Source organism: Parvibacter caecicola, from assembly GCF_003725335.1.
GTDB lineage: Bacteria > Actinomycetota > Coriobacteriia > Coriobacteriales > Eggerthellaceae > Parvibacter > Parvibacter caecicola.
In genome coordinates, this window is the sequence record NZ_QIBY01000007.1 from 45,216 (window position 1) to 58,039 (window position 12,824).

The 12,824-nt window shown below is 66.4% G+C and carries 11 protein-coding genes; 1 reads left to right on the top strand and 10 read right to left on the bottom strand.

Features of this window, described 5'->3' with window-relative positions; translation table 11 throughout:
* Positions 1-101: 101 nt before the first annotated feature.
* Genes DMP11_RS05620 through DMP11_RS05650 form a run of 7 tightly spaced genes read right to left on the bottom strand, consistent with a single transcriptional unit; the run spans position 102 to position 7,221 of the window.
* The gene (locus DMP11_RS05620; protein ID WP_148041092.1) at positions 102-2,348 is read right to left on the bottom strand and encodes an acetyl-CoA carboxylase carboxyltransferase subunit alpha; all 2,247 of its coding nucleotides are present in this window, start codon (positions 2,346-2,348) and stop codon (positions 102-104) included.
* Positions 2,349-2,361: 13 nt separating this feature from the next.
* Positions 2,362-2,841, bottom strand: a complete 480-nt coding sequence (gene fabZ, locus DMP11_RS05625; protein WP_123185526.1) for a 3-hydroxyacyl-ACP dehydratase FabZ — start codon at positions 2,839-2,841, stop codon at positions 2,362-2,364.
* Positions 2,842-2,899: 58 nt separating this feature from the next.
* The gene (gene fabF / locus DMP11_RS05630) at positions 2,900-4,183 is read right to left on the bottom strand and encodes a beta-ketoacyl-ACP synthase II (protein WP_123185527.1); all 1,284 of its coding nucleotides are present in this window, start codon (positions 4,181-4,183) and stop codon (positions 2,900-2,902) included.
* Positions 4,180-4,941, bottom strand: coding sequence for a 3-oxoacyl-[acyl-carrier-protein] reductase (gene fabG / locus DMP11_RS05635; protein ID WP_123185528.1), 762 nt, complete (start codon positions 4,939-4,941; stop codon positions 4,180-4,182). Before fabG ends, fabF begins: the two co-directional genes overlap by 4 nt.
* Positions 4,942-4,974: 33 nt before the next feature.
* Positions 4,975-5,988, bottom strand: a complete 1,014-nt coding sequence (locus tag DMP11_RS05640; protein ID WP_235869405.1) for an ACP S-malonyltransferase — start codon at positions 5,986-5,988, stop codon at positions 4,975-4,977.
* Positions 5,989-5,992: 4 nt separating this feature from the next.
* Positions 5,993-6,988 (bottom strand): nitronate monooxygenase, encoded by a 996-nt coding sequence (locus DMP11_RS05645; protein WP_123185529.1) that lies wholly within the window; start codon positions 6,986-6,988, stop codon positions 5,993-5,995.
* Positions 6,989-6,999: 11 nt separating this feature from the next.
* The gene (locus tag DMP11_RS05650; protein ID WP_123185530.1) at positions 7,000-7,221 is read right to left on the bottom strand and encodes an acyl carrier protein; all 222 of its coding nucleotides are present in this window, start codon (positions 7,219-7,221) and stop codon (positions 7,000-7,002) included.
* 199 nt (positions 7,222-7,420) lie between these two features.
* Here DMP11_RS05650 and DMP11_RS05655 point away from each other — a divergent pair, with 199 nt between their 5' ends.
* On the top strand, positions 7,421-8,479 hold the full coding sequence (locus DMP11_RS05655) for a 3-oxoacyl-ACP synthase III family protein (protein WP_123185531.1): 1,059 nt from the start codon (positions 7,421-7,423) through the stop codon (positions 8,477-8,479).
* Here DMP11_RS05655 and DMP11_RS05660 read toward each other — a convergent pair.
* The 3 genes from DMP11_RS05660 to kdpC all read right to left on the bottom strand — a co-directional run bounded on the left by DMP11_RS05660 (position 8,476) and on the right by kdpC (position 12,756).
* Complete coding sequence (locus tag DMP11_RS05660; protein ID WP_194950484.1) at positions 8,476-9,201, bottom strand: response regulator; 726 nt, start codon at positions 9,199-9,201, stop codon at positions 8,476-8,478. The genes DMP11_RS05655 and DMP11_RS05660 overlap by 4 nt on opposite strands.
* Positions 9,185-12,052 (bottom strand): ATP-binding protein, encoded by a 2,868-nt coding sequence (locus DMP11_RS05665; protein ID WP_214647019.1) that lies wholly within the window; start codon positions 12,050-12,052, stop codon positions 9,185-9,187. The genes DMP11_RS05660 and DMP11_RS05665 overlap by 17 nt, the downstream gene beginning before the upstream one ends.
* Positions 12,053-12,129: 77 nt before the next feature.
* Positions 12,130-12,756: a potassium-transporting ATPase subunit KdpC gene (gene kdpC / locus DMP11_RS05670; protein WP_123185533.1), complete on the bottom strand. Its 627-nt coding sequence runs from the start codon at positions 12,754-12,756 to the stop codon at positions 12,130-12,132.
* Positions 12,757-12,824 lie beyond the last annotated feature (68 nt).

A 12,824-nucleotide genomic window follows, 5' to 3' on the forward strand; every position in this document is an offset into this window, starting at 1 on the left:
CCAAACGGGCCGCCGCGGGGAAGGATAGGCGGAGACGGAATCTCTATCCCGCGATGACGTGACGAAAGCGAACGTCCCCTTGGCACGCTGGCTGTTGTGGGTTAGAACTGGGCGAAGCGGGCTTGGCGTTGAGTTACCAGCTCTTCGGGCGAAAGAGGGGCCATTTCCACGAGGGCCTCCTCCAGGTAGGCCAGCACGTTTTCCACCGCTTCCTCCGGGTTCTCGTGGGCCGGGCCCTCCCCTTCCGAGAGCACCTCGTCCACAAACCCCAGCTCAAACACGCGGGCGGCGTCCATCTGCATCACTTCGGCCGCTTCGGGGGCGCGCTTGCCGTCTTTCCACAAAATGGAAGCGAAGCCCTCGGGAGACAAAATGGAGTACACCGCGTTCTCCTGCATAGCCACGCGGTTGGAAACCGCCAGCGCCAGCGCACCGCCGCTGCCGCCCTCTCCCAGAAGCACGCTCACCACCGGCACCGTGAGGCCGGCCATCAGCTTCAGGTTCTCGGCGATGGCATTGCCCTGGCCGCGCTCCTCCGCCTCGGTGCCGCAGAAGGCGCCCTGGGTGTCCACCAGGCATACAATGGGGCGACCGAACTTCTGGGCCTGCTGCATCAGCCGCGCCGACTTGCGGTAACCCTCCGGCATGGGGCAGCCGAAGTTGCGACGGATGCGGTCGTTTAGGTTGGAGCCCTTCTCCTGGGCGATGATGGTAACCGGCTGGCCGCCCACCATGCCAACGCCCGCCACAATGGCCTCGTCGTCGGCGAAGGCGCGGTCGCCGTGCAGCTCGAAGAAGCTCTCGGTAATGCCGCTGATGTAGGTAAGGGCCGTGGGCCGGTGCACGTTGCGGGCCAGCTGCACCCGCTCCCAGGCACTGCCGGGCTCGGGAGCGCCCTTCAAACCGGCGCGTCGCAGTTCCCGCTGGGCATGGCGCTCCAGCTTGCGGCGGTCCTTCTCGCTCAAGGGGGCCTGGGCGCCCGCCTTCAGCACCTCGTCCGCCTCTTCCTCCGGATGCGGCGGGGTGCCGCAGTGCAGCCGCAACAGCGTTTTGATGGCGCGGCGCATTTCGGTGCGCTCCACAATGGCGTCGATCAGCCCGTGCTGCAGCGCGAACTCCGCGGTTTGGAAGCCTTCCGGCAACTCTTGTTTTATGGTATCGCGAATCACCCGCTGGCCGGCGAAACCGATAAGAGTTTTCGGTTCGGCCAGAATTACGTCCCCCAAGGTGGCAAACGATGCCGTCACGCCACCGGTAGTGGGATCGGTGAGCACCGAAATGAACAGCAGGCCGGCGCGGCTGTGGCGCTCGATGGCGCACGACACCTTCGCCATCTGCATAAGCGAAGCCAGCCCTTCTTGCATGCGGGCGCCGCCGGAGGCACAGAACACCACCACCGGCAGCCCCTGCTCGGTGGCACGGTCGAACAGGCGAGCGAGTTTCTCCCCCACAAACGAGCCCATAGAGCCCATGAAGAACCCGGAATCCATGCAGCCGAAGGCGCAGGGCACACGGCCAATGTGGCCGAAACCGCACACCACCGCCTCGTGCAAGCCGGTTTTCGCCCGCTGCGCCGCCACCTTCTCGCCATAGCCGGGGAAGGAAAGCGGGTCGGCGTCGGGCAGGTCGGCGTCCCACTCCTCGAACACGCCATCGTCCAAAATGAGGTCGATGCGTTCGCGCGAGCCCATACGGTCCAGCGTGCCGCAGTGGGGGCAATGGTAGTCGTTGGCCACGAACTGGGCATCGTCGAAGGTGAGCTTGCAGGAATGGCAGGTGCGCCACCAGGTGGGCTGCGGCGCGCCCGGCACATCGGCGGCCGCCGGCACCCGCTCGGTCCAATACTGGCGGGTCACATCGTCTTCAAAAGCGGCGAACACCCCAATGCCCGCTTCGGCGGCACGGCTCAGGAAACGGTTGTCGCTGGCCAAAAACGCGCAGGGGCCGTCCAGGAAAACCGCGCACACCTGCGCCTCTTGGGCCGCCTGCAACACCGCGTAAGCGTTGTAGAAAAGCTGCCGCAACGGCTTCTGCCCCAAGCGCGCCGCCTCATCGGCCAGCTTGGGGTTGATGTCCAACCGCCAGTCGCCCGCCTGCGGCACCACGGTCCACACGCCGGTTTCGCGAATGGCCGCCAACGACCGGCGGGCCATCTTGCCCTGGGCCATCACCAATACGCGGGGCCGTCCGTGCTGGGCCTTCGCCAACTGCTCGGCAATCACTCCCACCATGGAAACCAGCAGCGAGCCGTCGCCGGGCTGCGGCGCCTCCGGGGCGCGCACCTCCTCGGCGACAGACGCCGCAACCGCTTGCTGTTCAGGAACTATGTCAACGTATTGCTTCGGCACTTACCTCACCGCATTAAGCTTGCGAGCCTTCGGGGGCGGACTGGGCCGCATCCCCGTTGGCCAAGATGTACTTCTGGGTAGCGGTGGCGCACACGCGCCCGTCCACCGACGCCCTCACCTCCGCAACGCACAGCCGGTGCGACGACTTCACGATCTCTGCTTCCAGCGTAACCGTGTCGCCAGGGCGCACCTGCTGGCGGAACTTCGCATTGTCGATGCCCGCCAGAAAGCCGATGGCCCCCTCGGCCCCGCGCTCCACCAAAAGCGAGAACGACGCCGCCTGGGCCAGCGCCTCCATGATGATCACCCCCGGCAGCACCGGGTAATCGGGAAAGTGGCCGGAAAACAGCGGCAAATCGGCCGGTACGTCCAACTCGGCCGTCACCGATACGCCTGGCTTACAGGCCAGCACGCGGCTCACCCACACAAACGGCGCGCGATGGGGCAGCACCGCCTCTATTTCCTCACGACCGCAGGGGTACGTAATCTCCACAGCTGCTCCTTTCGGGAAGCGAAACAAAGGGCGCCGGTGCTGCCGGCGCCCGCAGATGCTATTGGGCCGGGTACGGGCTAAAGGCCAAGCAGGCGTTATGGCCGCCGAAGCCCAGCGAGTTGGAAAGGGCCACCTTCTGGCGCACGCCGGTGAGGGGTTCGGTCACCACATTCACGGCGCATTCTTCGTCTGCTTCGGCGAAACCGGTGGTGGGAGGCACGGTATCACGCGCTACCGAGAGGGCGCACACGATGGCCTCAAGCGCGCCGGCGGCCCCCAGCGTGTGGCCGATGGCCCCCTTGATGGACGTAACTGGCACCGCGGCGCCCTTTTCGGGGCCGCACAGCTGCTGCACCGCGTGGGCCTCGGTTTTGTCGTTGGCGGGGGTGCCGGTGCCATGGGCGTTCACGTGACCAAGGTCGTCGGCGGTAAAGCCCCCTTCCCGCAGGGCGTCTTCCATCGCCCGCAGGATGCCGGCGCCCTCGGGGTCGGGCGCGGTCATGTGGTAGGCGTCGCCAGTAGAGCCGAAGCCGGTAATCTCTGTCAGCGGCTGGGCGCCGCGAGCCAAGGCATGCTCCAGCGACTCGATGACCAGGGCGCCGGCCCCCTCCCCCGCCACGAACCCTTGGCGACGGGCGTCGAAGGGAAGCGACGCGCAGGCGGGATCGTCCGCCTTGGACAGGGCTCCCAGGTTGGTGAAGCCGGCGATGCACACCGGCGAGATGGACTCCTCGGAACCTCCCACCAAGGCCGCGTCGGCGTAGCCGTGGCGGATGTCGCGCAGGGCGGTGCCGATGTTGTGGGCGCCGGTGGCGCAGGCGGTAACCACGTTCAGACACTCGCCGCGCATACCGTAGCGAATGGCCAGATTACCGGCGGCAATGTTGCCGATCATGGTGGGCACGAACAGCGGGTTCACCCGGTTGGGGCCCTTTTCCCGCAGGGCGTCGCAGCCCTTTTGGAACTCGTCGCAGCCGCCGATGCCAGTGCCGAAGGCGATGGCCACCCGCGTGGCATCTTCCGCCTCCATGTTCAGGCCCGCCTGGGCCAGCGCCTCATCGGCCGCCACGATGGCGTACTGCACGAAGCGGTCGAAACGGCGCGCCTCCTTCTTGGAAAGGCCATGCTCCACCGGGTCGAAATCGGGAATTTCGCCGGCGAAGTTCACCGCAAATCCCTCGTTGTCAAAGCGGGTGATGGGGCCGATGCAGCAGCGCTTCTGCATCAGCGCATCCCACAGCGCCTCCACCCCCACGCCGGCCGGGGACACCGCCCCCATGCCGGTGATCACCACGCGGTGGGTGCCGTCGGGGCGACGGGTTTCTACCGTGTTGTTGCTCATAGGGCCAAACCTCCGTCTACAGAAATAACCTGGCCAGTAATGTAGGAAGCCGCCGGACTGGCAAGGAAGGCCACCACGGCCGCCACGTCCTCCGGCTGCCCCAAACGGCCCAGCCCGATGTGGGAGGTGATGGCCTCCCGCTGCTGGTCGCTGAGGGCGCCGGTCATGTCGGTGGAAATGTAGCCGGGGGCAATGGCGTTCACGCGGATGTTGCGGCGCGCCAGCTCCTTCGCCAGGGTTTTGGTGAGTCCCACCACGCCCGCCTTCGATGCGGCGTAGTTCACTTGCCCCGCGTTGCCGGAAAGCCCCACCACGCTGCTCATGTTCACGATGCAGCCGCTCCGCTGCTTCATCATCACCTTGGTGGCGGCCTTGCAGCAGTTGAAGGTGCCCTTCAGGTTCACGGCAATCACGTCGTCGAAATCCGCCTCGTCCATGCGGGCGATGAGGCCGTCGCGGGTGATGCCGGCGTTGTTCACCAGCACGTCCAAGCCCCCCAGCTGGGCCACCGTAGCCTCCACCAGGGCCTTGGCCTCGCCCGCCACCGCCACGTTGCCGGCCAGCGCCGCCGTGGCCACGCCGAACTGTTGGGCTATCGCCTGCGCTTGCTGCTGCAAGCGCTCAAGGCCGCCCTCGTTCGAGCAGTTCAGGGCCACCGAAAACCCGTCGGCCGCCAGCGCGCGGGCAATGGCCAGGCCGATGCCGCGGCTTGAGCCGGTTACCAGCGCCACCGGCGCTCTGTTGGGCACATCCGTCATGAGCCTTCTCCTTAACTAGCCTTCCATCAGGCCTTACACACCGGCCGTCTGGGCCAGATAGTCGTCGAAACTGCCGCTGTCCTGCACGCAGAAACGGGCCGCTTCCTTGTCGATGCGCTTCACCAAACCGCTCAGCACGCCACCGAAGCCCACCTCCACGAAGGTGCTGGCACCGGCCGCGCATAGCCGTTGCACGCTTTGGGAGAACAGCACCGGATGGGTGAGGTGGTCTACCAACCGCTGGCGCACCGTGGCCGCGTCCACCAGGGCCGCGTCGGTGTTGCACACCAGCGGCACTACCGGCTCGGCAAAGGGCACCGTGGCCAAGAACTGGCCAAACTGCTGCGCCGCCTCCGCCATCATGGGGCTGTGGAAGGCGCCGGCCGTGGCAAGGCGGCTGGCACGGCCCCCCTGCTGCTTCCAGGCCTCTTCCGCTCGCGCCACCGCATCAGCTGTGCCGGAAATCACAATCTGCCCCGGCGCGTTGAAGTTGGCAGCCACCAGGGTGTCCCCCTGGGCGCAGGCTTCGCACAGGGCCTGCACGCCGGCTTCGTCCGCCTTCAAAAGCGCACTCATGGCACCCGGCGCCGCAGCGGCTGCCTCGGCCATGGCAGCGGAACGCACGTCCAAAATGCGGAAGGCGTCTTCCAGCGACACCATCTCCGCCAGCGCCAACGCGCTGATTTGTCCCAGCGAGAAACCCAGCAGGGCCGCCGGCCGCACGCCGCGGGCCATAAGCGCCCGCCCGATGCCGATGGACAACGTGGCGATGGTCGCCTGGGCGTTCCTGGTGTCGTTCAGGGCTTCGGCCCCTTCCGGGCCCTCGGCCAAAGCGATGGCGGCCACATCGCGCCCCAGCACGTCGGAGGCGCACTGGAAGGTTTCGGCCACTTCGGGCACATCCAAAAGCGACGCCCCCATGCCCGGCTTCTGGGACCCCTGCCCCGAAGCCATGAACACCAGGCATCCCGGTTCTAAAACTAAGGGGGCCAGGGAATCGCTTCCCTGGCCGCAAGCCCCAAGCGGGGCGCTTTCCCTATTGGCCACAGGTCTATTCCTCCCCTGTTCCGCTCACGTTCAGCAGCCGTTCGCGACGGGCGTTCAAGGCGGCCAGGGCATCCAGCCCCATGCCCCCCAGCGCTTCGGCTTCGGCCACCAGCTGGGCAATCACCTCGGCGGCGGTTTCCCGCTCGCTTACCAGGGCCGCCACCTGGCCGGCCATCACCGTGCCGTTGGCCACATCGCCGCTCACCGCGCGCCGCAGCGCCCCCAGGTGCATGGCCTCGATCTCGGCGCCGTTGCTGGCCAGATCTGTCTCCAGAACGCGAACCTTGCGGGCGAAGGGGTTTTTCAGGCAGCGCACCGGATGCCCGCTGCCGCGGCCGATCACCATGGTGTCGGAATCCTTCGCCTTCAGCACGAACTGCTTGTACTCGTCGGCCACCGTGCACTCGTCCACCGTGAGGAAGCGAGTGCCCATCTGCACGCCCTCGGCCCCCAGGGCAAAGGCGGCGCAGATGCCGCGGCCATCGGCAATGCCACCCGCCGCGATAACCGGAATGGACACCGCCGCGCACACCGAGGGCACCAGCGCCATGGTGGTCAGCTCGCCCACATGGCCGCCCGATTCGGTGCCTTCCGCCACCACGGCGTCCACCCCCAGCCGCTCCATGCGCTTGGCCTGGGCGGTGGTGGCTACCACGGGGATAACCTTGATGCCGGCTTCCTTCCACAGAGGCAAGAAGTCCACGGGACTGCCGGCACCAGTGGTTACCACCTCTACCCCCATCTCGCACACCAGGCGGGCCAGGTCGGCCGCTTGGGGGTCCATCAGCATGATGTTCACGCCAATGGGCTTGCTGGTAAGGCTGCGGGCCTTTTGCACCTGCTCGGTCATCCACTCCAGAGAGGCGCCGCCGCCGGCGATGATGCCCAGGCCGCCCCCTTCGCTCACCGCAGCGGCAAGCGAAGCGTCGGCGATGCGGGCCATGCCCCCTTGGATGATGGGAGCCTCGATGCCCAGCAGCTCAGTTACGCGGGTTTTCATAAAGGCAGGCCTTATTTCAGGGAATCGATGTGGGCCACGATGTCACCGATGGTGGTGAGGCCTTCCGGCTCGCCGAACTCGATTTCGCAGCGCTCCTCGATGTCGCACACCAGCTCCACCATGTCCAGGGAGTCGATGCCCAGGCCCTCCATGGTGGCCTCGGCGGTAATGGCCTCGGGATCGAGGTCGAGGTTTTCTACCAGAACTTCGCGCACTGTGTCGATGGTTGCCATGAACGGCTCCTTTCACCGTGTTTTTGATTTGTTGAACAATCAACATGTTAATATAACCCAACGGAACGCGACGCAGAAAGCCCCAACGGCAAACGGCGCCACTTTTCCGAGAGCCTTTCATATGATTCGCAAACTACCATCGATGCGCACCCATTGCCCGGCAAGCGGCAGCTTTGCGCACGGGAAAAGGAAGCTGTCCATGGGATGCACCATAACCGGCTGGGGCAAGGCCCTTCCCCAGCTCACGGTAACCAACGACGACCTGGCGAAGCTGGTGGAAACCAACGACGAATGGATTGTGGAGCGCACCGGCATCCGCCGCCGCCACGTGGCCACCACCGAAACCACCACCAGCCTGGCCTCCCAAGCCGGCGCTGCGGCGCTGGAGAAAGCCGGGCTTCAGCCAGCCGACGTGGACCTGCTCATCTGCATGACCATCACCCCCGATGCCATCATCCCCTCCCAGGCCTGCCTGGTGAAGGCGGAAATGGGGCTGGAAAACGCTGTTGCCTTCGACCTGAACGCCGCCTGCTCCGGGTGCATTTTTGGCACCGATGTGGCATCGGCCATGATGGAGGCCAGCATGGCCGGCAGCGGCAGCAGCCGCAACCCCATCAGAAATGCCCTGGTGATTGGGGTGGATTGCCTGAGCCGCATCGTGGACTGGACCGACCGCGCCACCTGCGTGCTGTTCGGCGACGGGGCCGGCGCCGCCGTGCTTTCCTGGCGGCCGCAGCAGCCGGGCATCCTGGCCAGTTACCTGCGCAACATCGATGACAGCCAGCTGTATTTGGCCTGCGACACCGTGTACGACAGCTCCACCTTCCCCTTCGGGCAAGGGGGCGCACCGGCCCCGGTGGTGGTGATCGCCGGGCTTGAGGCGCCCGAAAACAGCGGCGACGCCTTCAACCCCTTCATCTCCATGCAAGGGCAAAAGGTGTTCAAGTTCGCCGCCACCGCCATGGCCGAAGCGGTGGACGAGGTGTGCCAGCGGGCCGGCGTTTCATTGGACGATGTGGCCTGCATCGTGCCCCATCAGGCCAACGAACGCATCATCCGCTTCGCTGCCAAAAAGATGGGGGTGGATATGGACCGCTTCCAGGTTTCCATCGAGGAGGTGGGCAACACCAGCGCCTCCAGCGTGCTGATGGCGCTGGCAGACGCGCTGGACAACGGGAAGGCACAGCCAGGCGACAAGGTGATCCTGGTGGGCTTCGGCGCCGGCCTTACCTATGGTTCGCTGCTGTTCCAGGTTTAAGGGCGACCGTCTTCCACCCGCAGCATGCGGTAGCCAATGCCCACATGGGTTTGAATGAAATGAGGGCCCTCCGGGGAGGGCTCTATTTTTTTGCGCAGCGTGGCCATGAACACCCGCAGGCTGGGCAAATCCGATGCCACTGCGTTGCCCCACACCTCTTTCAGGATGTAGTTGCGAGTGAGCACCTTGCCGGTGTTGCGGGCCAAAAGCACCAGCAGCTTGTACTCGATGGGGGTGAGGTGCAACTCTTCGCCATCCAGAGTGGCCACGCCGGCCTCGAAGTCGATGGCCAGCGGGCCGTTGCGGTACTGGGCCGGCTGGGCGCTGGCGGCCGGAGCCTCGCCGGCCTGCCGCCGCAACGCCACCCGCACCCGCGCTAACAGCTCTTCCACCGAGAAGGGTTTGGTGAGGTAGTCGTCGGCGCCGGCATCTAGAGCGGTCACCTTATCGGCATCTTCCTGGCGGGCGGAAAGCACGATCACCGGAATGCGCGACCAGCCCCGCAGCGCCCCTATCACCTCGACGCCATCGCGGTCGGGCAGCCCCAGGTCAAGGATGACCAGATTCACGTCGGCGGCGCTGGTGAGCTCTAGCAACGCGGCGGTGGCGCTGGCCACCTCCCGGTGGCGATAGCCGTGCACGTCCAACGCCGTGGCAACCAAATTGCGCACTGCGGCGTCATCCTCCACCACCAAAATCACACCGTCACTTATCTGCGCCATCGCGCGCCTCTCCTTCTTCCTTCTCTGCATCGAGCGGGCCATGACAGGGCATGGCCCCGTCGGTCACGCTGACCACCGACAGATAGAACGTGAACACGCAGCCGTGGGGCTGGGCGTCTGTCAAATGCATGTCGCCGCCATGGGCCCGCAGGATAGACCGGCACAGCGCCAGCCCCAGTCCCATGCCGCGGCGGGCATCGCCCCCCTCCCCGGCCGGGCGTGTCACACCGGGAAGGGGGGCCTTATCAGATAGCCGCGCCCCCATCACCGCCGAGGCGCCGTGGTAGAACAGGTCGAACACCCGCGTCTTTTCGCCATCGGCAATGCCCGGGCCGTTGTCGGCCACGCAAAAGCGCACCCGCGCGCCTTCCGCCTGCGCCGACACCGTAATGGTGGAACCGGCCGGCGTGTAGGCGATGGCGTTGTTCACCAGATTCACCAGCACTTGCACGATAAGGCGGCCATCCATCTGGGCCATCAGCAGCTCATCATCCATCAGCACTTCCAGCTGGTGATCGGCAATGCGGCGACTTGCGTGACGCAGCGCTTCGGCCACCACATCGGCCACCAGCTCTGGCTGCAGCTGCACCTGCACATCGCCGTCGTCCAGCCGCGTTACCGACAGCAGGTTCTCCACCAGGCCAATCAGCCACGCCGCATCTTCGGCTATGTCGGTCTCCAGGCGGCGCCGCTGCTGGGGGCTCAAAGCCCCTTCATCGGCCAGCAGCATGTCGGCATCGCCGGAAATACTGGTAAGCGGGGTGCGCAGGTCGTGGGAGATGGAGCGCAGCAAATTGGTGCGCAGCGCTTCTTTTTCCGCCTTCATGGTGAGGTCGCGGTGGCGGCGGGCCAGTGCTACCGACTCGGCTGCCTGGCCGCATTCGTCCAGCAAGGCCGCCAGCAGGTTGTGCTCGAAGGGGCCCAGGTCGTCATTGCCTTCCAGCACCAGCCCCGCCACGCCCCACACGGCATCCTTGCCGCGGATGGGCACGTAGCGGCAACGGGCCTCCCGCAGCGTGTCGGTGCCGGCGCCGGCCGCCTCGCCGTTGGCGGCCACCCATGCGGCCACCGCCGCCTCGGCCGGCGTGGTGAGGGCCGCTGTGTCCACAACGCGCCCCTCCCCCTTCGGGCCGTCGTACACCCGCGGCGGGCGCAGGCCGCCGGGGCTTGTGGCATCCGCTTCGTACATCACCACCGGGTAATCCAAAATCTTCACCACCTGCACCGCCGCCGCTTCCAGGCACCCCTGCAAACTGGTGGCGCTTTGCAGCATGCGGGTGCTCTCCAGCAGCACCTCAGTGCGGTAGGAACGGCGGGTGGCTTGGGCCGCCTGCCGCTTCAAACGAATGGCCAAAGACGACGACGCCAACGTTCCTATCAGCAGAAACGTGAAAATGATCGGCGCCGACATTCCATAAGCATGGAAGGTGAACCGCGGCGCGGTGAAAAAGAAGCTGTAGGCCACCACGCTGCCCAGGGCCACCAGCACCGCATACAAAAAGCCGTCGGCCCGGGTGGCCAGCAGCAGCGCCACCAGCAGATACACCATCAGAATCACCGACGTGGCAGGGCTCACCATCCAGGCAATCTGGCTCACGGCCGTTGCCAGCACCACCGCCGCGGCGGCGCGAGCAGCATCGGCGGCCGTGGGGCGAAAGCCGGTCACCACCCCCGTGCTGGCCAAAGCCGTCGGGGCATCCAACGCCGGCACCGCGGTAACTGTGGCCTCGGGGGCGGCGCGGCGCAGACGGTACACGAGGTCTTTGCGGGGCAGCCACCCGGCCCGCTGCCGCGTGGCCGGCGCCACGATATGGCGAATGCCAGCCGAAGCCGCGTAGAGCGCCGCCGGCTGCACCGGGTCGTCCCCGGTCAGGGTAACAACGCGGGCCCCCAGCTGCTCGGCCAGCGCCAGCGCTTCCCGCATCTGGGCATTTTCCGCATCGGTTTGGCCATTGTCTTCGGAAGGCTCCACCGCCAGGGCCACCAGGGTACCGCCAGACGCTTCGGCAAGAGATGCCGCGGCGCGCACCACCCGCGCCTGCGGCCCTTCGCCGGCAATCAGCACCAGCACGTCATCGGCGCCGGCGGAGCGGGGCTCGCTGGCCTGACGGCGGTCGCGCCCCAGCCGGTCGGCGGCGCGGCGCAGGGCAATTTCGCGGAGCGCCCCCAAATTGGAACGGGAGAAGAAGTGCTCCAGCGCCCACGCGGCCCGCTCGGGAGCGTACACCTTGCCGGCCCGCAGCCGCTCAATCAGCTCGGCCGGCTCCAAATCCACCAGCTCCACCGAATCAGCGGCGTCGAACAGCCGGTCGGGCACCCTCTCGCTCACCGCCACCGAAGTGACGGCGGCCACCTTGTCGTTCACGCCTTCCAGGTGCTGCACGTTCACCGTGGTGTACACGTCGATGCCGGCCCGCAGCAGCTCTTCCACATCCTGATAACGCTTGCGGTGACGGCACCCCGGCGCGTTGCTGTGGGCCAGCTCATCCACCAGCACCACCTGCGGATGGCGCTGCAGCGCCGCATCCAGGTCGAACTCCTTAAGACCGATACCGCGATGGCACACCCGTTTGGGGGGCAGCACCTCCAGTCCCTTCAGCAAAGCCAGGGTATCCACGCGGGTATGGGGCTCCACGTAGCCCACTACTACGTCAACGCCCGCCTCCTGGGCCCTGTGGGCCTCTTCCAGCATGGCGTAGGTTTTTCCCACACCGGCCGCATAGCCAAAGAACACCTTCAGCCGCCCCATGGGGCGCGCATCGGCCTGGGCGCCTTCTTCTTCCTCTTGAACCCGGCGCAGAAGGGCGTCCGGATCGGGCCGCTCGTCGCTGTTGTCGCGCGTTATGCTCACCAGTCCTCCCCTTCGCCTGGCTTCCTCCATTTGGCCTCAATCCTAGCATTACCGGGTTGTGCCTCGGTGCCGGCTCATCAACGGTTGGGCACCGCGTCCAGCACGCCGTCCAGCATCAGATTCACCTCAAGAACGTTCACCCGCGCCTGGCCGATGGCCCCTAAAAGCGGCTCCTCGGTGCACTGGCGAATGATGGCCCGCACCTCTTCTTCGCTGCGACCCGTAGCCTGGGCGATGCGTCCCACCTGGTAGTCGGCCGCCGCCGGCGAGATGTGGGGGTCGAAGCCAGAGCCAGACACGGTCACCAGTTCGCTGGGCACCGGCTCGTTGGCCTGGTCGGGGTGGGCAGCGCGGATGGCTTCCACCCGCTGCTGCACCCGCTGGGCAAACTCATCGCTAGCAGGGCTGAGGTTCTCGGGCGCGTACCACAAAAGCGGCTGGCCGTCCTCGCCTTGAAACGCTGTGGCGTTGGCCACCGTGGGGCGCCCCCACAGGTGCTTCATGTCGCTGAAGGGCTGCCCCACCAGCTGGCTTCCGTACTTCACGCCATCCACTTCTATGACCGATCCGTTTGCCTGCCAGGGGAAGGCCAGCTGACCCACCGCCCCCACCGCAAAGGGGTAGGCCACCCCCAACACCACCGTGGCCAGCACAAACACCACCACCGCCCGGGCAAGCCCCTCACCGATCATTCGAGCATTCATCGCTGTTCCTTTCCGCACAGGGCGCGCCCTAAGTTCGCGCCCCGAAACAATCTTCACAATCCGCCGCG

Coding starts and splice junctions, on each gene's coding strand:
- fabG (WP_123185528.1), bottom strand. CDS start 4,941: ATGACGGATGTGCCCAACAGAGCGCCGGTGGCGCTGGTAACCGGCTCA.
- fabF (WP_123185527.1), bottom strand. CDS start 4,183: ATGAGCAACAACACGGTAGAAACCCGTCGCCCCGACGGCACCCACCGC.
- kdpC (WP_123185533.1), bottom strand. CDS start 12,756: ATGAATGCTCGAATGATCGGTGAGGGGCTTGCCCGGGCGGTGGTGGTG.
- DMP11_RS05645 (WP_123185529.1), bottom strand. CDS start 6,988: ATGAAAACCCGCGTAACTGAGCTGCTGGGCATCGAGGCTCCCATCATC.
- DMP11_RS05655 (WP_123185531.1), top strand. CDS start 7,421: ATGGGATGCACCATAACCGGCTGGGGCAAGGCCCTTCCCCAGCTCACG.
- DMP11_RS05660 (WP_194950484.1), bottom strand. CDS start 9,201: ATGGCGCAGATAAGTGACGGTGTGATTTTGGTGGTGGAGGATGACGCC.
- DMP11_RS05650 (WP_123185530.1), bottom strand. CDS start 7,221: ATGGCAACCATCGACACAGTGCGCGAAGTTCTGGTAGAAAACCTCGAC.